This is a genomic window from Mycetohabitans endofungorum (assembly GCF_037477895.1).
GTDB lineage: Bacteria > Pseudomonadota > Gammaproteobacteria > Burkholderiales > Burkholderiaceae > Mycetohabitans.
The window spans coordinates 2,271,337-2,292,164 of record NZ_CP132744.1 but is presented as its reverse complement, the minus strand read 5'-3'; the positions used below and the strand labels follow the sequence as shown (position 1 = coordinate 2,292,164).

Annotated in this window: 18 protein-coding genes; 9 read left to right on the top strand and 9 right to left on the bottom strand. The window is 64.2% G+C overall.

The annotated features are described in order from the left end of the window. Window positions 1-66: 66 nt before the first annotated feature. A complete protein-coding gene (locus RA167_RS10025) occupies window positions 67-966 on the bottom strand; it encodes an NAD kinase (RefSeq protein WP_139336998.1) in 900 nt (299 codons plus the stop codon). A gap of 73 nt (window positions 967-1,039) precedes the next feature. Here RA167_RS10025 and hrcA point away from each other — a divergent pair, with 73 nt between their 5' ends. From hrcA to pabB, 7 genes are all read left to right on the top strand, one after another. Then, window positions 1,040-2,104, top strand: coding sequence for a heat-inducible transcriptional repressor HrcA (hrcA, locus tag RA167_RS10020; protein ID WP_076785434.1), 1,065 nt, complete (start codon window positions 1,040-1,042; stop codon window positions 2,102-2,104). Window positions 2,105-2,249: 145 nt separating this feature from the next. Continuing rightward, window positions 2,250-3,326, top strand: coding sequence for a ferrochelatase (gene hemH / locus RA167_RS10015; RefSeq protein ID WP_076785433.1), 1,077 nt, complete (start codon window positions 2,250-2,252; stop codon window positions 3,324-3,326). A gap of 8 nt (window positions 3,327-3,334) precedes the next feature. Next, a complete protein-coding gene (locus tag RA167_RS10010) occupies window positions 3,335-3,742 on the top strand; it encodes an RNA-binding S4 domain-containing protein (RefSeq protein ID WP_076785432.1) in 408 nt (135 codons plus the stop codon). A gap of 487 nt (window positions 3,743-4,229) precedes the next feature. Next, window positions 4,230-4,856, top strand: a complete 627-nt coding sequence (grpE, locus tag RA167_RS10005; protein WP_076785431.1) for a nucleotide exchange factor GrpE — start codon at window positions 4,230-4,232, stop codon at window positions 4,854-4,856. 146 nt (window positions 4,857-5,002) lie between these two features. Beyond that, on the top strand, window positions 5,003-6,946 hold the full coding sequence (gene dnaK, locus RA167_RS10000; RefSeq protein WP_076785430.1) for a molecular chaperone DnaK: 1,944 nt from the start codon (window positions 5,003-5,005) through the stop codon (window positions 6,944-6,946). A 163-nt stretch (window positions 6,947-7,109) separates the two neighbouring features. Continuing rightward, window positions 7,110-8,237, top strand: coding sequence for a molecular chaperone DnaJ (gene dnaJ / locus RA167_RS09995; protein WP_076785429.1), 1,128 nt, complete (start codon window positions 7,110-7,112; stop codon window positions 8,235-8,237). A 1-nt stretch (window position 8,238) separates the two neighbouring features. Beyond that, window positions 8,239-10,152 (top strand): aminodeoxychorismate synthase component I, encoded by a 1,914-nt coding sequence (gene pabB, locus RA167_RS09990; RefSeq protein WP_076785428.1) that lies wholly within the window; start codon window positions 8,239-8,241, stop codon window positions 10,150-10,152. A gap of 31 nt (window positions 10,153-10,183) precedes the next feature. On the opposite strand, the gene panB is transcribed toward pabB, so the two are convergent. From panB to hda, 6 genes are read right to left on the bottom strand one after another with little or no spacing between them, the layout of a single operon-like run. After that, on the bottom strand, window positions 10,184-11,002 hold the full coding sequence (panB, locus tag RA167_RS09985) for a 3-methyl-2-oxobutanoate hydroxymethyltransferase (protein ID WP_076785427.1): 819 nt from the start codon (window positions 11,000-11,002) through the stop codon (window positions 10,184-10,186). Between the two features lie 22 nt (window positions 11,003-11,024). After that, the gene (locus RA167_RS09980) at window positions 11,025-11,717 is read right to left on the bottom strand and encodes a deoxynucleoside kinase (RefSeq protein ID WP_076785426.1); all 693 of its coding nucleotides are present in this window, start codon (window positions 11,715-11,717) and stop codon (window positions 11,025-11,027) included. Further along, complete coding sequence (gene folK / locus RA167_RS09975; RefSeq protein WP_076785425.1) at window positions 11,714-12,256, bottom strand: 2-amino-4-hydroxy-6-hydroxymethyldihydropteridine diphosphokinase; 543 nt, start codon at window positions 12,254-12,256, stop codon at window positions 11,714-11,716. Before folK ends, RA167_RS09980 begins: the two co-directional genes overlap by 4 nt. Before the next feature lie 43 nt (window positions 12,257-12,299). Next, window positions 12,300-14,018, bottom strand: coding sequence for a polynucleotide adenylyltransferase PcnB (gene pcnB / locus RA167_RS09970; RefSeq protein ID WP_370642892.1), 1,719 nt, complete (start codon window positions 14,016-14,018; stop codon window positions 12,300-12,302). Next, a complete protein-coding gene (locus RA167_RS09965) occupies window positions 14,015-14,713 on the bottom strand; it encodes an HAD family hydrolase (RefSeq protein WP_076787394.1) in 699 nt (232 codons plus the stop codon). Before RA167_RS09965 ends, pcnB begins: the two co-directional genes overlap by 4 nt. A gap of 10 nt (window positions 14,714-14,723) precedes the next feature. After that, window positions 14,724-15,434 carry a DnaA regulatory inactivator Hda gene (hda, locus tag RA167_RS09960; protein WP_076785424.1) on the bottom strand — a complete coding sequence of 237 codons (711 nt, stop codon included), beginning with the start codon at window positions 15,432-15,434 and terminating at the stop codon, window positions 14,724-14,726. A 111-nt stretch (window positions 15,435-15,545) separates the two neighbouring features. On the opposite strand from hda, the gene purM reads away from it, so the two are divergent. Then, window positions 15,546-16,607, top strand: a complete 1,062-nt coding sequence (gene purM, locus RA167_RS09955; RefSeq protein WP_076785423.1) for a phosphoribosylformylglycinamidine cyclo-ligase — start codon at window positions 15,546-15,548, stop codon at window positions 16,605-16,607. Between the two features lie 44 nt (window positions 16,608-16,651). Here the strand turns inward: purM and miaA are convergent, their stop codons facing one another. Together miaA and mutL are read right to left on the bottom strand one after the other, a co-directional pair. Then, window positions 16,652-17,665, bottom strand: a complete 1,014-nt coding sequence (gene miaA / locus RA167_RS09950) for a tRNA (adenosine(37)-N6)-dimethylallyltransferase MiaA (protein WP_076785422.1) — start codon at window positions 17,663-17,665, stop codon at window positions 16,652-16,654. A 7-nt stretch (window positions 17,666-17,672) separates the two neighbouring features. Beyond that, window positions 17,673-20,018, bottom strand: coding sequence for a DNA mismatch repair endonuclease MutL (gene mutL, locus RA167_RS09945; protein ID WP_237574221.1), 2,346 nt, complete (start codon window positions 20,016-20,018; stop codon window positions 17,673-17,675). 133 nt (window positions 20,019-20,151) lie between these two features. Between mutL and RA167_RS09940 the strand changes: the two genes are divergently transcribed. Next, entirely contained in the window at window positions 20,152-20,811 is a 660-nt protein-coding gene (locus RA167_RS09940; RefSeq protein WP_076785420.1) for a VTT domain-containing protein, read from the top strand. Window positions 20,812-20,828: the final 17 nt, after the last annotated feature.

Genomic DNA, 20,828 nt, shown 5'->3' with positions numbered 1-20,828 from the left:
TCGTGAAAGGCGGATTGGGTGAGTTTGCAATGATTGAGCCGGCGTGCAGCGGTGACTGGCACCGGCTCAGCCGGGCTCGTCCTCGCCAAGCGACGAGTGCTCATTCCAGTGCAGCTTCTTGCGCAAGGTTCGGTAATAACTGTAGCCGACCGGATGGAGGAACGGCACCGTGTGCCTGGAGCGCCGCACCTCGATCGTATCCTCAAGTTGCAACGCGGTGAACGACTGCATGTCGAAATTCACGTTGACGTCGCGCCCGCCGATGATCTGGATCGCGATCCGGCACGTGTCGGGCAGCACGATCGGCCGATTCGACAATGCGTGTGGCGCGATCGGCACCAGCACGATCCCTTGCAATTGCGGATGCAGTAACGGACCGTTGGACGAGAGCGCGTATGCGGTGGAACCGGTTGGCGTGGCGACGATCAGCCCGTCTGAGCGCTGGTCCGACATGAAGTTGCCATCGACCAACACGCGTAACTCTGCCATCCCAGAGAAGCCGCTGCGGTTCACGACGACGTCGTTAAACGCCAGCGCGTGGTAGATCGGCTCGCCAGTGCGCATGATGCGGGCCTCCAACAATGAGCGCTCCTCGCGCTCATGGCTGCCCGACAGCATTTGCGGTACCAACCGGTTCATGTCGGCGATGGCGATATCGGTGATGAAGCCAAGCCGGCCGTGGTTGACACCGATGAGCGGGGTGCGGTATGGCGCGAGTTGTCGGCCGATGCCCAGCATTGTGCCGTCGCCGCCGAGCACGACGGCGACGTCGGCGCGCGTGCCGATCTCGGCCGGCGTGAGCGCTGGATAGGCGTGCAGCCCGTTTTCGCGCGCCGTGTCGGCTTCGAACACGATCTGAAACCCGCGTTGCGTTAGGCAGCCGGCGAGCGCAGCAAGCGGCTCACCGATGCCAGGTGTGTTGTTGCGGCCGATCAGCGCAACAGTTTTGAATTGGCCCATTTCCATGCCCGCATTACACCATAGGTGTCTGGCAAACTGTATGCTTTCGTGGTTCGGGTCGCACGTGCGCGTCGGATAGATGCCGACCCTCGCTGCGTGCAAGATTTACGCTAGAATTTTCACTATGCTAGATCCTCGTGCCCAGACCCTGCTTAAGACGCTGATCGAACGGTATATCGCCGAAGGTCAGCCGGTCGGTTCGCGCACGTTGTCCAAGTATTCGGGCCTCGAACTGAGCCCGGCGACGATCCGCAACGTGATGTCCGACCTCGAGGAGCTAGGACTGGTCGCCAGCCCTCATACGTCGGCCGGGCGGATTCCGACGCCACGCGGCTACCGGTTGTTCGTCGACACGATGCTGACCGTGCAGCCCGACGCCCAGGAAGCCGAGGTCAAGCTCGCGGTGCAGGACAAGCTCAAGCCGGGCGAGACGCAGAAGGTCGTCGCGGCAGCGGCCAGCGTGCTGTCCAACCTGTCGCAGTTCGCCGGCGTTGTGCTCACGCCGCGGCGCAGTCACGTGTTCAAACAAATCGAGTTCATGCGGCTGTCCGACAAGCGGATTTTGCTGATCATCGTCACCCCCGAAGGTGACGTGCAAAACCGGATCATGGCGACCCAGCGCGACTATTCGCCGTCGCAGCTGACCGAGGCCTCCAACTATATCAACACGCATTATGCGGGCCTGTCGTTCGACGATGTGCGACGCCGACTGCGCGAGGAAATCGACGCGCTGCGCGGCGACATGATGCAGCTGATGCAGGCCGCTGTCACCGCCAGCACGGAAACCGACGACGAATCCGACAACGTCCTGATCTCGGGTGAGCGGAACCTGCTCGAAGTGGTTGATCTGTCGTCCGACATGGCTCGCCTGCGCAAGCTGTTCGATGTCTTCGACCAGAAGACTAGCCTGCTACAGTTGCTCGACGTATCGAGCCATGCGCAGGGCGTGCAGATTTTCATCGGTGGAGAATCTACGCTCGTGCCGATCGAAGAAATGAGCGTTGTGACCGCCCCGTATGAAGTCGATGGCAAGATCGTTGGCACGCTCGGCGTGATCGGCCCGACCCGCATGGCGTACAACCGCGTGATTCCGATCGTGGACATCACCGCCCGGCTGCTGTCGTTCGCGTTATCTCAGCATTGACGCGAGCCTGCGGCTCCAGCCTGAGCCGATTCGTCGTGGCGCGCCACTATCCGGATGGCCAGCCGGCGCGCCACGGCGCCAAGCGCCGAGCGGCCGTTATAATCGGATAACAAGTGCACCATTGCGGTGCTCAACGGATCCTCTCATGCATTTTGATCTTGAGCTGCCCTCGCAGCCGAGCGCATCGCACCGGGTCGGCGTGCTGCTGATCAACCTCGGCACCCCCGCTGCACCGACGCCGCGCGCGGTGCGGCGCTACTTGGCCGAGTTCTTGTCCGACCCACGCGTCGTTGAGATCCCTGCGCCGCTGTGGCAGATTGTGCTGCGCGCGCTGATCTTGCCGTTGCGCGGCCGCGCGTCGGCGCGCAAGTACGCGGCGATCTGGGACGCGGAGGGCTCGCCGCTGCGCGTGCACACCGAGCGGCAGGTCGACGGCCTGAGGCAGTGGCTGGCGGCAGGCCGGTGTTCCGTGCTCGTCGACTATGCAATGCGCTATGGCACACCCAGCATCGGCAATGTGCTGAATCAACTCAAGCGCGCCGGCGCTGAGCGGGTGCTATTGGTGCCGCTGTATCCTCAGTATTCGGCCTCGACCAGCGCCAGCGCATTCGATGCAGCGTTCTCCGCGCTGGCGCGTATGCGCAACCAACTGGAGATCCGCACGATCAAGCATTATGCGGACCATCCCGCCTATATCGAGGCGCTGGCGTCTCAAGTGCTGCACTATTGGCAGCAGCACGGCCGACCCGATTTCACGGCCGGCGATCGGCTGTTGTTGAGCTTTCATGGCGTGCCTAAGCGCACGTTGGATTTGGGCGATCCCTATGCCGAGCAATGCCGGCAAACCGCGACGTTGCTGGCCCACGCGCTCGGGTTGACCGAGGTTGAATGCCGGCTCACGTTCCAGTCGCGGTTCGGACGCGCGCAATGGCTGCAACCTTATACCGCACCGACGCTGCAGGAGTTGGGCGCGGCCGGAGCCGGTCGGGTTGACGTGTTCTGCCCGGGCTTCACGTCTGATTGCCTCGAAACGCTCGAGGAAATCGGCATCGAGGGTCGTGATACGTTCTTGCGGGCGGGGGGGCGCGAGTTCCATCGGATCCCGTGTGTCAACGATGCGCAACCGTGGATCCGCGCGCTGGCCGAGATCGTCGTCACTCATCTGCAAGGGTGGCCGATTGCTACGCCGCAACAGAGCACGGCAGCGACGACATCCGCGTGAGTTCGCCAATGAATTTGAAGATCTTAACCGGTCCTCACGCGCGGCTGCGCATCGACAAGTGGCTGTGGGCGGCGCGGTTTTTCAAGACCCGTTCACTGGCGGCCGAGGCGCTTGGCAAGGGTCGGGTGCGCATCGGCGGCGAGTCGGTGAAGGCGGCCAAGGAGGTGCGCGTCGGCGACATTGTGCAAATCGACATCGAGCGCATCGTATGGGAAGTGCAGGTGCGGGGCGTATGTGATGTGCGTGGTCCGGCGGCGATCGCGCAGACGCTATACGAGGAGACGCCGGCCGGCAACGCGCGGCGGCTGGCCGAGTTGGAGCGGCGCAGGACTTTTCGGGAGCCTGCTGCGACACTTCACGGGCGGCCAACGAAGCGCGATCGGCGCATCATTGACAAATTGTCCGGTGCGGATTGAATAACGACTCGAGCGTCGCGTGGACGCCGCCGTACTCAGTCGTGGATTCGGTGACGGCCCCGGATAGGCAAATGGCGGTCGTTCCCGCGATCAATACCACGGCGACCACCCCAATGGCAAAAGTCAGTTTCATGGCACGGGCGGAAACGGGCATTTGGCTGGGCGGTGGGAGCGCCGTTGACGCAATCAGGGGACACGCGTCTTGAAGCGCCTCATAACGAAGTGTAGGTCAGCGTCGGCGGGCGCTCAATCTATTTGCGGTGCAACATACGGGAAATCGTGTAACCCATACAGGAAATCGTGTAACGATAGGTTGCCATGCCAGACGGCGCCGCGCCGTGACTTTTTGCGGCGAGCTATTGAAAAGGCCTGCGTTGACCCCATGTCGATTGCGCAACTACGGTTTCCCGCGCCCCGGCGCCTGTCGGGCCGGCCGGACGCGGGAATAGCCGAATCGAACCATTGACTGAAATTGACCACGGCCATCATGGAAGAGAAGCAAGCAAGCCAGAATCGCCCCGCATCGGATACTGAACCTGCCGGCAACGGCACGCAAACGGCGCAGGACGCACAGGTGCAACCGGCCGAGGCTCAGCGCGAGGTCGCCGCGGCGGCACAGCCGGGCGCCGACAATGGGCAATTCGGCGAGGCCGATGCCGCCGCCGAGGCCAAGGCGCTCGAGCAAGCGCATGCCAAGATCGCCGAACTGCACGAGAGTTTCCTGCGCGCCTGCGCGGAGACGGAGAACGTGCGGCGGCGCGCGCAGGACGACGTTGCCAAGGCGCACAAGTTCGCGATCGAGAGTTTCGCCGAGCACCTGCTGCCGGTCGTTGACAGCCTGGAGGCTGCACTGGCGGACAACGCCGGCGACTTGGCGAAGGTGCGTGAGGGTGTCGAACTGACGTTACGTCAATTGTCGAGCGCTTTGGAGAAGGGACGCGTTGTGCAGATCAATCCGGTCGGCGAGAAATTCGATCCACACCGGCACCAGGCGATTTCGATGGTGCCGGCCGAGCAGGAGGCCAACACGGTCGTCAGCGTGTTGCAAAAAGGCTACGTGATCGCCGACCGCGTGTTGCGCCCGGCGCTGGTCACCGTGGCCGCGCCCAAGTGAGTGCGGCCGGCGTCTCGCCTCGGCAAAGCTCGCGTGCATGCCAGGGTATTGAAATCAGCACTGTTGCACCCACGTTGTGGGCAGACGTGAATGGATGACCGCGCGCTGCGCGGGTCTGCTAGATCAAAGCCAGGAGATTAGTAAAAATGGGCAGGATTATCGGGATCGACCTCGGTACCACGAATTCGTGCGTGGCGCTGATGGAAGGCAACCAGGTGCGGGTGATCGAGAATTCGGAAGGCGCTCGCACGACGCCTTCGATTATCGCGTATATGGACGATGGCGAGATTTTGGTCGGCGCGCCGGCCAAGCGCCAGTCCGTGACGAACCCGAAGAACACGCTATTCGCTGTCAAGCGGCTGATCGGCCGTCGCTTTGAAGAGAAGGAAGTGCAGAAGGACATTGGCCTGATGCCTTACCAGATCATCAAGGCGGACAATGGCGACGCGTGGGTACAGGTGCGCGACAAGAAGCTCGCGCCGCCGCAGATTTCTGCCGAAGTGCTGCGCAAGATGAAGAAAACGGCCGAGGATTACCTCGGCGAGCCGGTGACCGAAGCGGTGATCACCGTGCCAGCGTACTTCAACGATAGCCAGCGGCAAGCCACGAAGGATGCAGGCCGCATCGCCGGCCTGGACGTGAAGCGGATCATCAACGAGCCGACCGCCGCGGCGCTCGCCTTCGGACTGGACAAAACCGAGAAGGGAGATCGCAAGATCGCGGTCTATGACCTGGGCGGTGGCACGTTTGATATCTCGATCATCGAGATCGCCGACGTGGACGGCGAAATGCAGTTCGAGGTGTTGTCGACCAACGGCGACACGTTCCTCGGTGGCGAGGACTTCGACCAGCGGATCATCGACTACATCATCGGTGAATTCAAGAAGGAGCAGGGCGTTGACCTGTCCAAGGATGTGCTCGCGCTGCAACGGCTGAAGGAAGCGGCCGAGAAGGCCAAGATCGAGTTGTCGAGCTCGGCACAAACCGAGATCAACCTACCGTACATCACGGCGGACGCATCCGGCCCGAAGCACTTGAATTTGAAGATCACCCGCGCGAAGCTGGAGGCGCTGGTCGAGGAGCTGATCGAGCGCACGATCGAGCCGTGCCGCACCGCGATCAAGGACGCGGGCGTGAAGGTGAGTGACATCGATGACGTGATCCTAGTGGGTGGCATGACACGGATGCCGAAGGTGCAGGACAAGGTCAAGGCGTTCTTCGGCAAGGAGCCGCGTCGCGACGTGAACCCGGACGAGGCGGTCGCGGTGGGTGCGGCGATCCAGGGCCAGGTGCTCTCCGGCGACCGCAAGGATGTGCTGCTGCTGGATGTGACACCGCTGTCGCTGGGCATCGAGACGCTTGGCGGCGTGATGACGAAGATGATCAACAAAAACACGACGATCCCGACCAAGCACACGCAGGTGTACTCGACGGCCGACGACAACCAGTCGGCGGTGACGATCAAGGTGTTCCAGGGTGAGCGTGAGATGGCGGCCGGCAATAAGCTGCTGGGCGAATTCAACCTGGAAGGCATCCCGCCCGCACCGCGCGGCGTGCCGCAGATCGAAGTGACGTTCGACATTGACGCGAACGGCATCCTGCACGTGCATGCGCGTGACAAGGGCACGGGCAAGGAGAACAAGATCACGATCAAGGCGAATTCGGGCCTGTCCGAGGCTGAGATCGAGAAAATGGTGAAGGATGCTGAGGCGAACGCTGAGGAGGATCATCGCCTACGCGAGCTAGCCGACGTGCGTAACCAAGGTGACGCGCTGGTGCACAGCACGAAGAAGGCGCTGTCTGACTACGGCGACAAGATCGACGCGAGCGAGAAGAGCGCGATCGAGGCTGCGCTCAAGGAACTGGAGGAAGCGCTGAAGAGCGCGTCCGACAAGGCGCAGGTCGAGGCGAAGATCGAAGCGCTGTCGAAGGTGTCGCAAAAACTCGGTGAGAAGATGTACGCCGACATGCAGGCCCAGGCGGGCGCGGCCGGGGCATCGGCCGGGGACGGCGCGTCGTCCGCTGCACCGTCCGGCAAGGCCGAGGACGACGTCGTCGACGCCGACTTTAAGGAAGTGAAGAAGGACTGAGCGAAGCGGCGGTGGCAGCCGGTGCGCGGTGCGCGATGCGTGCCGCGTCCACCGGGCCGGCCATTTGTGTGCCATCGTGTACCGTAGCACGGTGGCGAAGGCAGAGCGCCTGGCGGGCTTAGCGGCTCTCCGGGCCCATTTTGTTTGATGGCATTGACTCGATATGGCCAAACGGGACTACTACGACGTGCTGGGTGTCGCCAAGAATGCGTCCGATGACGATATCAAGAAGGCGTATCGGAAGCTGGCGATGAAGTACCACCCGGACCGCAATCCTGGCAACAAGGAGGCGGAAGAGCGTTTCAAGGAGGCGAAAGAGGCCTACGAAATGCTGTCCGATTCACAGAAGCGCGCCGCGTACGATCAGTACGGCCATGCGGGCGTCGACCCGAACATGGGCGCGGCGGGTGCGCAAGGCTTTGGCGGTTTTGCCGATGCGTTCGGCGACATCTTCGGCGATATTTTTGGGCAAGCCGCAGGCGGTGGCCGGCGGGCTGGTCCGCAGGTGTACCGCGGCGCGGACCTGCGCTACAGCATGGAGATCACGCTGGAGCAGGCCGCGCATGGCTATGAGACGCAAATCCGCGTGCCGAGTTGGGCATCGTGCCAGGTATGCCATGGCTCCGGCGCGAAGCCGGGCACCAAGCCTGAGACATGCCCGACTTGCCATGGGCAGGGGCAGGTGCGCATGTCGCAGGGTTTCTTCAGCATTCAGCAGGCATGCCCAAAGTGTCACGGCACCGGGACGTACATTCCGGAGCCGTGCGCTCATTGCCACGGCGTCGGCAAAGTCAAAGAAAACAAGACGCTGGAGGTGAAGATTCCGGCCGGCATCGATGAGGGGATGCGGATTCGTTCCGCCGGCAACGGCGAGCCGGGCATCAATGGTGGCCCGAACGGTGATCTGTATGTGGAGATCCACATCAAGCCGCACACCGTCTTCGAGCGTGACGGCGACGACCTGCATTGCCAGATGCCGATCGCGTTCACCACCGCGGCGCTGGGCGGTGAGATCGAGGTGCCGACGCTGGCTGGCAAGGCATCGTTCACCGTGCCGGAGGGCACGCAATCGGGCAAGACGTTCCGTCTGCGTGGCAAGGGCCTCAAGGGTTTGCGCTCGAGCGTGCCGGGCGACTTGTACGTGCACGTGCAGGTGGAGACGCCGGTCAAGCTGACTGATACGCAACGTGACCTGCTGCGCCAGTTCGAGAAGTCGCTGGTCGAAGGGGGCGCGCGGCATAGCCCGCAGAGCAAGGGCTGGTTCGACCGCGTGAAAAGCTTCTTCGAGTGACATGATGGCAGTTGACGCGGGAGTGGCACAGGCTGCGGGCGACCCCGACAGCGCCCGCGTGTTTGCGCTGCTCGACGACTGTGCGCCCGAGGAGGCGTCGGCTGATGCCCCTGCATGCCGCTCGCGTCTCTACACGGCGTTTTCGCATGAGCGCACTTGCACCGATCCCGATCGGCTCGATGCGGTGCTCGCCGAAGTTGACGCAGACTTGCGCACGGGGCTGCATGCGTTGTTACTTGCGGACTACGAATGGGGCGTACGGCTGCAATGCTCGGCCAGGCGCGCTGGCGGCGGTGCGCTGCGCATTCTTCTGTTCCGCGAGTTGCGCTGCCTGTCCTCGGAGCAGGTTGCGGCGTGGTTGCAGCAGCAGGACGGCGGCCGCGCGGATCCTGGGGTGGCTGGCATCGCGAACGTACGCAGCAGCGTCACGCGTGACGCATTTGACGACGCGATCACGCGCATTCATGCAGCATTGCGCGACGGCGATTCCTATCAAGTCAACTATACGTATCGGCTCGCGTTCGATATGTTCGGCTCAGCGCCTGCATTGTATCGACGTTTGCGAGCGCGCCAGCCGGTGCCGTTCGGCGCTTTGCTGGCGCTGCCCGATGGCACCCATGTGCTGTCGTTGTCGCCCGAACTGTTTGTCGAGCATCGTGGCGGGAAGATCGTCGCGCGGCCGATGAAAGGCACGGCGCCGCGTGCGAATGACGCGCAGCTCGACGCGCAGCAAGCGCGGGCATTGGCCGCCGACGATAAGAACCGGGCAGAGAACTTGATGATCGTTGACCTGCTGCGCAACGATCTGGGCAGGATCGCGCGGACCGGTTCGGTTCGCGTGCCCGCGTTGTTTGAGGTCGAGCCGTACGCGTCGGTGTGGCAAATGACATCGACCGTGCACGCGCGCGTGTGTGACGAGATCAGTTTTGCCGACGTGCTGCGGGCGCTTTTTCCGTGTGGCTCGATTACTGGCGCGCCAAAGGTTCGCACGATGGCGTTGATCGAGTCAATCGAGACGACACCACGTGGGCTGTATACCGGTGCGATTGGCTGGCTCGACACGTGTGCTGCCGCACGCACGCTTGGCGATTTTTGCCTGTCGGTGGCTATTCGCACGCTGGTGTTGGCACCGCGATCGGACACTGGTATGGGTGCCGACGTGCGGGCGGGCACGCTCGGTGTGGGTGCCGGCATCGTGCTGGACAGCGTCGCGCACGACGAATATTTCGAATGTGCGTTAAAGGCGCGTTTCTTAACCGAGGTGGACCCCGGTTTCCAGTTATTCGAGACGATGTATGCCACGCGGGAGGGCGTGCGCCACGCAGGTCTACATGTCGCCCGTATTGAGCGCAGTGCGCGCTATTTCGGCTTCCGGTTCGACGCCGAGGTATTTGCGGCACGGCTCGTGCAGGCCTGCGCGGCGCTCGCGCCGGATCGCGCATATCGGATGCGCGCGACGCTGCGCAAGGACGGGGCCATCGACGTCAGCGCGACGCCATTGCCGTCGCTTGCGGCCGGTCCGGTGCGCGTAATGCTGGCGTCCGACCACGGCATCGCTGCGCCGGACCCGGGCGATCCGTTGCTGCGTCACAAGACCACCTGCCGGGATACCTATGACCGAGCATGGCAGCTGGCGCAAAACCATCACGCGTTTGACCTGTTGTTTTTCAATCGGCTTGGCGAGCTGACCGAAGGCGGCCGCAGCACGGTATTCGTGCGAATCGACGGCCGCTGGGTCACCCCGCCGCTGGCCAGCGGTGTATTACCCGGCGTTATGCGCTCGGTGTTGCTCGCGGATCCGGTGTGGCAAGCCATCGAGCGGCCGATCACGCGCGCCGACTTCGAGCGCCGCGATGCGCTCATTGTCTGCAATGCGCTGCGCGGTGCGATGCCGGCACAGTTGCTTCGCCGTTAGCTTCGCCTTCTTCGCCTTTAGCGACGTCGATTCAGAACGTGTGTTCTGCGGTGGGGAACGTCCGTTCTTTGACTGCACGCACGTAGGCCTGGACGGCTGCCTCGATCGACGGCTGGCCGACCATGAAATCCTTGACGAACCGGGGCCGTTTGCCAGGGAACACGCCGAGCATGTCATGTAATACCAGTACCTGGCCCGAGCAGTCGACTCCGGCGCCGATGCCGATGGTCGGAATCGTCAGCGCCGCGGTGACCTGGGCGCCCAATGCGGCAGGGATCGCTTCGAGCACGAGCAGCTGCGCGCCGGCCTGCTCAATCAACTGAGCGTCCTTTTTCAACTGTTCGGCTGCCAGATCGTTTTTGCCCTGGACCTTGAAGCCGCCAAACGCGTGCACCGACTGCGGCGTGAGCCCCAGGTGCGCGCAGACCGGCACCGATCGTTCGACCAGGAAGCGGATCGTCTCGGCAAGCCACGCACCGCCCTCGAGCTTGACCATCTGCGCGCCCGCCTGCATTAGCTTGACGGCGCTTGAATACGCGTCTGCTGGCGTACCATAGCTGCCGAACGGCAAATCCGAGACGACCAGCGCGTTGCCGCGGCTGCCGCGCGCCACGCTGGCGGTGTGGTATGCGATATCCGCTACGCTGACCGGCAACGTCGTGTTCTGGCCCTGCAACACGTTGCCGAGCGAGTCGCCGATGAGGAGCACGTCCACGCCCGCGCGCTCGAGCAATGCCGCAAAGCTTGCGTCGTAGCACGTTAGCATCGCGATTGGCTCGTCGGCCTCGCGCATCTGCTGAAGGCGCGGAACAGTGACGGCGCGACGGCCAGAATTTTGCAGATAGCTCATAACAAATGATCCTTGGAGAGCGTTATCGCGCCGTGCCCTTCACCCATACCGCCTTGCGGCCGCGCATCGATCCGATGTGCTTGACCAGCAAGTCCAGGTCTGCGTCAGATCCTGCCAGATCCAGATGGTCAGTATTGACGCTGAGCAGCGGCGCGTCGTTGTAGTGATAGAAAAATTCGCTGTACGTGTCGCACAATGCGCGCAGGTACGCATCGGTGATATGCGTCTCCATCGGAATCGCGCGCTTTTGAATCCGGGCGAACAGCGTTTCCGGGCTGGCTTGAAGGTAAATCACGAGATCCGGCACTGGCCGGGCGAGCGGCACATGTGCAGCCAGCGCGCGATACAGCGCGAATTCATCGTCGGGCAGCGTCAGGCGGGCAAACAATTCGTCTTTCTGCGGCAGGAAGTCTACGACGAGCGGCGTGCCGCGCTGCCGTGCATCGGCGATCGCGCGCATTTGCGTCTCGCGCTGCAGTAGGAAGTCCAATTGCGCTGGTAACGCGTAGCGCGCGTTGTCGTGATAGAAGCGCTCGAGGAACGGGTTGTCAGCCGCGCGCTCCAGCAGCGTTTGCATTGACCAGCGTGTCGCCAGTTGCGTCGCCAGCGTGGTCTTGCCGGCGCCGATTGGCCCCTCGATCACTAGATAGCCGAACGGCGTGGGCTGCACCGGCGCATGGACGGTCAGCGGTGGTACGACGGTGGACGGGTTCATTGGCGCGGCCCCGACTTGCCGCCCACGATCGCAGCAGCGACGCGTCGGAACGGGCATTGGCAAGGGGCGACCTTTTCGATGCGCTGCGACGCGACGCCAGGCAGGTAACAGTGCGCATGGCCCAGCGCGGGAATCTCAATCGCTGCGTCCAGTTCGAGCAGCGGCACTAGCGCGAACGCCCGCTCGGTTAACCGCGGGTGCGGCACCGTCAGGTCGTGCTCGTCGAGTTGCCCGGTGCCGTACAACAGAATATCGATGTCCAGCGTCCGAGGTGCGTTCCGGTACGGGCGCTCGCGGCCGAAGTGATGCTCAATGCCGTGGCACAGGGCGAGCAGCTGCCGTGCGGCAAGCGTGGTATCGATCTTCACCACGCAATTGTAGAAGTCGTCGCCACCGGCATCGACTGGGGCGGTGCGGTACAGGCTCGATTTCGCGAGCACGGTAACGGGAGCCTGCTGCGCGAGGCAGACCACGGCGTCCTTTAGCGTCTGGCGCGCGTCGCCAAGGTTCGCGCCCAGGCCAAGATAGGCTACGGTCATGACGTCGACTCCTGCATTCGATGGCCGGCGTTCGTGCAAGCCGCTAGGCGTCGCCGTTGCCACGTGGTTCACCGTCGGTCGGCGACGAGGCCTGCTGGGCACCTTCGCCAGGATCCTTGCGGTTGCGCGAGCCGCTACGGCGCCGGCGCTTGCGCGGCGAGCGCTCCTTGTCGCCCTGCGCCAGCAGCGCCTCGCGCGTGCCCGGATCGCCGGCGATGAAATCCGTCCACCATTGACCGACCGACGCGTCCAACTCGCCTGCCTCGCAGCGTAGCAAGAGAAAATCATAACCTGCTCTAAACCGCTGGTGCTCCAGCAGCTTCAACGCGCTGCGGCCGGAACGTTTCTCCAGCCGGGGCTGCAGCCCCCAGATTTCGCGCATGTCGGCGGTGTAGCGCCTCTGGATCGCGAGCTTTTCGGTCTGCTGGTCGAGCACGTCGTCCATGGCACGATGCAGCGCCGGGATCGAATGTTCGCCGCCAGCCTCGTATTGCTGCCAGCGCAGTTGCATTTCGCGCCACAGCAGCGAGGCAAACAGGAACCCGGGTGAGACCGGTTTGCCCAAGCGCACGCGCTCGTCGGTATGGGTCAATGCAAGCGTGATGAAACGCTCCCCGCCGGGCTGCTCGAGCGCCACGTCCAGCAGCGGCAACAGCCCATGGTGCAGGCCCAGCGCGCGCAACTGCTTCAGGCAGCCGAGCGCGTGTCCGGACAGCAGCAGCTTGAGCATCTCGTCGAACAGCCGGGCCGCCGGCACGTTGTTGATCAGATCCGCCAGCTCGGCGATCGGCGCCTGCGTCGACGATTCGATTGTGAAGTCCAGCTTGGCTGCGAAACGCACGACACGCAGCATCCTGACCGGATCCTCGCGAAAGCGGGTGGTGGGCTCGCCGATCATTCGCAGCACGCGTTGGCGAATGTCGTCCATCCCGCGATGGTAGTCGAGCACGGTCTGCGTCGCCGGATCGTAGTACATCGCGTTGACGGTGAAGTCGCGCCGCGTCGCGTCCTCGTGCTGTTCGCCCCACACGTTGTCGCGCAGCACGCGCCCGCTCGCGTCCACCGCATGCGTGCGCCGGTCCAGCTCGCCGCGTCGCAGCTTGCGCGGTGGCGCAGCCGGCTCGCTGTCCGTGGGCCTGGCGCCAGCTGGCGCCGCGTCCATCAGCGCGCGGAACGTCGATACTTCGATGATCTCCTGTCCGAACTGGACGTGGACGATCTGAAAACGCCGGCCGATTAACCGGGCGCGGCGGAACAGCTTGACGACCTCATCCGGCGTGGCGTCCGTGGCGACATCAAAATCCTTCGGCGCGATATTGAGCAGCAGATCGCGCACCGCGCCGCCGACGATAAACGCGCGAAAACCGGCTTGTTGCAGCGTGTCGGTGACGCGGATGGCATGGCGCGAGATCAGCGCCGGATCGATACGATGGATGTCGGCTGGCACGATCACCGGTACTTCGGCTTCACCATCAGCAGCAGTATGGCTGCTGGCATGGCCACTGGCGGCTAAGGTGTTGCGGCGCGGCGTGCGGCGCGGTGGCTTGCGCGACGGCAGCCTAGTGTCCTGCGCGCCCCGCGCGTCAGCTGGCGTGCTGCGCTGCGCGTCGCGCGCCGTATTGCGCCGACGGCCTGTCGCAGCGCTGTCCGTGTTGGCATTCGCGCCGCCTCGATCGGCGTCGGCGCTGCGCGATGTGTTGGCCGGCGAGGTGGCATCGCCGCTACGCGAGCCGAACAACTTGCGGATGAATTTTGTAATCACGTCGATTGGAACAGTTCAAGGATGTGCCAACCACGGGCCAGCGCATACTCGCGCAGCTTCTCGTCTGGATTGGTCGCCACCGGGTCGGTGACCTTTTCGAGTAGCGGGATGTCGTTGTGCGAGTCGCTATAGAAGTAGCTGTGCGCAAAGCTCGTCCAGTCGCAGCCGAGCGAATCCAGCCACGCCTGCACCCGCACGATCTTGCCCTCGCGATAGCTCGGCACGCCCATCGAGTTGCCCGTGTACGGGCTGTCGGGATGCCCGTCCGTCGTCTCGACCTCGCACGCAATCAATGTCTCGATGCCGAATGCTTCCGCGATCGGTGCGGTGATGAACGCGTTGGTCGCCGTCACGATGCAGCACAGGTCGCCCGCCTCCTGGTGCTCTTGCACCAATGCGCGGGCGGCGGGCAGGATCCGCGGGTTGATGACCTCGTGCATGAACAGTTCATGCCAGTCGTCCAGTTGCCGCCGCGAGTATTTCGCCAGCGGGGTGAGCATCGCGCGCAGGTACGCATGGATGTCCAGCTTGCCTGCCTGGTAGTCGGCGTAGAAGCGGTCGTTTTCGCGCGAGAAGCTGTCGGCGTCGACAATGCCGAGCTTGACCATGAAGCGTCCCCACTCATGATCGCTATCGGTGGGGATCAGCGTATGGTCCAGGTCGAACAGGGCGAGATTGCGTGCGGTTTTCGTCATGGAGCGCATTTTACTTGAAGCTGTCCGCCAGCATCGCGCGCAGCAGCGGCAGCGTGACCGCGCGCTTGTGCTCGAGGGCGAAACGGTCGAGCTCGTCCAGGACGTGCATCAGGCTGGGCATGTCGCGGCGGTAGTGTGTGAGCAGCCATGTCGGCACGTCGTCGGCGAACGTCAGGCCGCGTTCGCGCGCGGCTTGCTTGAGCACGGCCGCCTTGTCCTCGTCGGCCAGCGCGCCGAGATGGAACACCAGGCCCCAGCCCAGGCGCGTGCGCACATCCTCGCGCACGGCTAGATGCAGTGGCGCGGCGTTGCCGGTGGTCACCAGCGCGCTGCCTGGACTGGCGCGCACCTCGTTGAACAGGTTGAACAGCGCGATCTGTTGTGCGTCGGCGAGTTGGTCGACATCGTCGACCGCATAGATTGCGACACGCGGATCGTAGCCGAACGCCGACAGCGGGCTGGGTGGCGCGACAAAGCGCGCGCGGCCGCTGGATGCGCCGGCCACCAGCGCCTGCAGCAGATGGCTGCGCCCGCTCCCGGCGTCTCCCCACACGTAGAATGTGCGGTCCGCGACCGGCCCGGCCGCGAGGGCGGTGTCCAGGCCGGCGAGACGGGCGACCAGTTCGGCATGGGCACCGGCGAAGAAGTTTTCGAATGTCTTTGGCGGCGGTGTACCCAGGTCGAGTGTGAGTTGACGATGGGAAGCAGACGAGGTCGGCACGGGTGGCAAGGGTCCTGGAATGCAGTTTGACGAGTTCGTGCGGGTGGCACACTCGCATCGGGTAAAATTGTAATTTTACCGACCTTCCCGCGAGCTTCTCGCGCTTTCGCCATGAATCAACCGAAATCCACTCCCGGCGCGCCGGCGCCGGGCCTGTCCTACCGTGATGCGGGCGTCGACATCGACGCGGGAGACGCGCTCATTGACCGCATCAAGCCGTTCGCAAAAAAGACGATGCGCGACGGCGTGCTGACGGGCATTGGTGGATTCGGCGCGCTGTTCGAGGTACCGAAGAAATACCGCGAGCCGGTGCTGGTCTCCGGCACCGACGGCGTGGGCACGAAGCTCAAGCTCGCGTTCCATTTGAACCGGCATGATACGGTCGGGCAGGATCTGGTGGCCATGAGCGTCAACGATATTCTTGTGCAAGGGGCCGAGCCGCTGTTCTTCCTTGACTATTTCGCCTGCGGCAAGCTCGACGTCGAGACGGCGGCGAGCGTGGTCAAGGGTATTGCCGTCGGGTGCGAGCTGGCGGGCTGTGCGCTGATCGGCGGCGAGACGGCCGAAATGCCGGGGATGTATCCGGATGGCGAATACGACCTTGCCGGGTTCGCAGTCGGGGCAGTCGAAAAAAGCAAGATCATCGACGGTAGCACGATCGGCGCCGGCGATGTGGTGCTGGGCCTGGCCTCCAGCGGTATCCACTCGAACGGCTATTCGCTGGTGCGCAAGATCATCGAGCGTGCGGCGCCGGATCTGCAAGCCGATTTCGATGGCCGCTCGCTGGCTGATGCGCTGATGGCGCCTACGCGCATCTACGTGAAGCCCGTGCTCGAGTTGATGCAGCAACTCCCGGTCAAGGGTATCGCCCATATCACGGGGGGCGGGCTCGTCGAGAACGTGCCGCGCGTGCTGCCCGAGCAGCTGTGCGCGGAACTGGACCACCGTGCATGGCCGTTGCCGCCACTGTTCGCGTGGCTGCAGCAGTACGGTGGCGTGGCCGACGCGGAGATGCATCGCGTCTTCAACTGCGGAATCGGGATGGTAGTCATTGTCGCGGCCGAGCACGCGCAGACGGCGGCCGGCATGCTGTCGGCAGCCGGCGAACAAGTGTGGACGCTCGGCACGGTGCGCGAGCGCAACGCCGGCGAGGCACAGACGATCGTGGTGTGACGCCCTGGCGTGGCGTGGCGCCGCCGCACTGATCGCGGCGTCTGCTACGTCGGTGCCCATATCCGCCGCACTGCGTCGACGGCACGCGGGCCGGCGTCGGTGCCGACACAGTCGACGACAATCCGCTCGGGCATCGAGCGCAACCATGTCAATTGCCGCTTGCAAAGCTGGCGTGTCGCGAAGATGCCCTTGTCGCGCATCGTTGCATAATCGTATTCGCCGTCCAGGTACGCCCACGCCTGTCGGTATCCGACGCAGCGCATCGACGGCAATCCGGGGTGTAGATCGCCGCGTGCACGTAATTGCTGCACTTCGTCGATCAAGCCGGCGTCCAGCATCGCGTCGAAGCGCCGTGCAATGCGCGCGTGCAGCACCGACCGGTCGGAGGGTTCCAGCGAAACGGCAGCGAAGCGGGGCGACGGCGGTAGACCGGCGTGCTTTGTCACGCGCGCGTCGACGTCGCCTGCGGCCTGGCGACCGCTACTCGGATCGGCGCCCGGGTGGGACGCCGCCCGCAGCAGCGTGGACATCGGCTGACCGGTCAGCTGCCAGACCTCCAGTGCACGCTGAATCCGCTGTGAATCGTTGGGCGCGATTCGCGCCGCCGATACCGGGTCGATCTGCGCCAATTTCGCGTGCAGGGCGGGCCAACCCTCGCGCGCTGCATCCTGGTCGAGTGCGGCCCGGATCGACGCGTCGGCGCCCGGCAACTCGTTCAAGCCCTCGACTAGTGCCTTGTAGTACAGCATGGTTCCGCCCACCAGTAATGGCAATTTGCCGCGCGCGATGATTTGTGTGCACAGGCGTAGCGCGTCGGTGCGGAACTGGGCGGCCGAATAGGCGTCGAGCGGGTCGATGATGTCGATCAGATGGTGGGGCACCGCAGCGCGCTCGGCCGCGGTCGGCTTGGCGGTCCCGATGTCCATTTGCCGGTAGACGAGCGCCGAATCGACGCTGACGATCTCAATCGGGGCATGGCGCGCCAGTTCGAGCGCGGCGGCGCTCTTACCAGACGCGGTCGGCCCGAGCAGGCATGCGATGACGGGGGCGGATGCCACGGCGCGACTATTGGCCCCGCATGAACAACCGGTCCAGTTCGCTGAGCGTGAGCTGAAACCAGGTTGGACGACCATGATTGCATTGATCGGCGCGCTCGGTGGCTTCCATTTGCCGCAACAGCGCATTCATCTCGTCAATGCTCAGGCGCCGGTTCGCGCGCACCGCATGGTGGCACGCCAGCGTGCCGAGCAGCTCATGCTGGTGCTCGGTCAGCACCTGCGAGCCGCCGTACGCGTGCAGGTCCGCAAGCACCGCGCGCGCCAGCGAGACTAGGTCGGCATCCTTGAGCAGCGCGGGCACGGCCCGGATAGCCAGCGTGGTTGGAGACAGCGAAGCGATGTCAAAGCCCAATGCATCAAGCGTCTCGCGTTCCTCGCAGGCCACGCCGATCTCGACCGCATCGGCTTGCATTGTCACCGGGATCAGCAGCGGTTGTACAGCGATGCGCCGCTGAGCGAGCGCGTGCTTGAATTGCTCGTACAGGATGCGCTCATGCGCGGCGTGCATGTCGACTAGCACCAGTCCGCGCGTGTTCTGCGCCAGCACGTAGATGCCGTGCAACTGGCCGAGCGCGAATCCCAGTGGATGCTCGTCAAGCGGCTGTGCCGGCGCCGCCGCAGGCCCGTTAGCGGGAGAGGGGGGAGGGGCCTCGTTGGTGGCAGAGGCAGAATCAGCCTCGTCGGTGGCGGACGGGCTGGGTCGTATGCTTTCGGTGTCCGTCGGCGACGATGGTTGGTCCGCTACCGAGCCGGGTGCCGGCGAAGGCGCGGAAGAGGCGTCACCGTGTACGGGCAACAAAGAGGCTGCGGCCCCATCGCGCCGGCCGAACAACGCATCGTAGACGGCCAGCGGTTGGGCGACCGGTAGCACGCCCTGGCGCATCCGCGTATGCGATATCCAGCTCGGGGATCCCGGTGTCGCGGCAGGCCCGCCACGGCGAAGCCCGGCGGACTGCCCCCCGCCCTGTGGCAACGCCACGCCGGACAACGCTGCTGATACGGCATTGGATTCGGCCTGCGAGCCCGCGCCCACACCGCTGCCTCCGGCCCCCGGGCCCGCCGTGTCCGGCACGGCAGGTGTCAGGCGCGCCGCGTGGCCGCCCGTGGTCGTGTCGGGCGAGGCGCCGGCGTGCCGAGCCAGCGCGCGCTGCACCGCATGGAAGACAAACTGATGGATCGAGCGCGAGTCACGAAAGCGTACCTCGATCTTGGACGGGTGAACGTTGACATCAACGCCTTCGGGTGGCAGGTCGAGGAACAGTACGTAGGCCGGATAGCGGTCACCGTGCAGCACGTCCTCGTAGGCGGCACGCACCGCATGCGTGAGCAGCTTGTCGCGCACGAAGCGGCCGTTGACGAAGAAATATTGCTGGTCGGCGCGGTTGCGGCTCGCGGTCGGCAGGCCGGCGAAACCATAGATCGCGATCGGGCCGGCCGCTTCCTCGAGCGGTAGATGCGACGTCGCGAACGCCTCGCCTAGGATTTTTGCGGTGCGCGCGGCGGCGCTGGCCGCGTTCCAGTGCTCAACGGCGCGGCCGTTGTGCAGCACCGAGAATACGACATCCGGGCGCGATAGCGCGGCGCGCCGGATCACCTCCAGGCAGTGCCCAAGTTCGGTCTGCTCGCTCTTGAGGAACTTGCGGCGCGCAGGGGTGCTGAAATACAGATCGCGCACCTCAATTGTCGTGCCTACGCCGCCGGCGGCCGGCGACAGCGCGCCGGTCTGCGCATCGATGCGGGTGGCGTGCGGCGCGTCGGCGGTGCGGCTCGTGATGCTGGTCTGTGCGACCGATGCAATCGACGCGAGCGCCTCGCCACGGAAGCCCAATGTGCAGACGCTCTCAAGCTCCGCCAGCGAGCGGACCTTGCTGGTGGCGTGGCGCATCAACGCCAGCGGTAATTCGTTGGCTGCGATGCCGCAGCCGTCGTCTGCGATCATGATGCGTTTGACGCCGCCTTCGTCCAGCGTGATGCGCAGCGCTGTCGCGCCGGCGTCCAGCGCATTCTCGATCAACTCTTTGACGACCGATGCCGGCCGCTCGACGACCTCGCCCGCCGCAATTTGGCTGATCAATTGATCCGGCAATGGCTGGATGGCGCGCGTCGGCCTGCCATGCCGCTGCACGGTAGGTCCATCGGTGGGAGCCGGATCAGCGACGGAGGGCGGATCGGCAGCGGGGGCCGGATCGGCAGCGGGGGCCGAATCGGTGGCAGGGGCCGAATCGGTGGCAGGGGCCGAATCGGTGGCAGGGGCCGAATCGGCGACAGGGGAGGATGGCGTCGCCGGTGGCGATTCGCCGTCAACGGATGGGCGTGCCGCGTCGGACATGCCCGGCTCAATAGACTGTGACATTCATCTATTATAGCGAGACACCGCTGCCCGGTCGTGACGGGGTTGGTTGCGCTGGCGACCGGACGGTTTCATCGGAGCAGACCGAGTATTCCGGTATCATCCACGCCAATTTTCGTGGTTTCAAGGACGCCTTTTGGATACCTTCCTGCAATTTCTCAGCCTTGTCCTGCATATTGACAAATTTTTGGGCGACTTCATCCAACAGTACGGCGCTTGGGTGTACGTCGTGCTGTTCCTGATCGTGTTCTGCGAAACCGGTTTGGTCGTGTTGCCGTTTCTGCCGGGCGATTCGCTGCTGTTCATCGGCGGTGCGTTCAGCGCTTCCGGATCAATGGACCTGCTACTGTTGAACGTGCTGTTGCTGGTGGCCGCGGTTGGCGGAAACACGGTCAACTATCTGATCGGCGGCTATATCGGGCCAAAAGTCTTCGATGCGCACTGGAAGTTCGGCGAGCGCTTCTTGGATCGCGCCGCGCTGCTGAAGACGCATCAATTCTATGAACGCCACGGCGGCAAGACGATCGTGCTCGCGCGCTTTGTACCGGTGGTGCGCACGTTTGCACCGTTCGTGGCCGGCGTATCCGGCATGAGCCCGGCGCGTTTCCAGCTATACAACATGCTAGGCGCGCTGCTGTGGGTCGTGTTGCTCACGGTATGCGGCTACTTGTTCGGCAATATTCCGTTCATCCGTGATCATCTAAATACGATCGTACTGGTCGGCGTGGCCACGGCGGTCGTGCCGGTGGCGCTGGGCGCGGGCTGGAAGATGTTGCGCCGGCGCCGAGCCGACTAGCCGTAGGCGCGCTGACG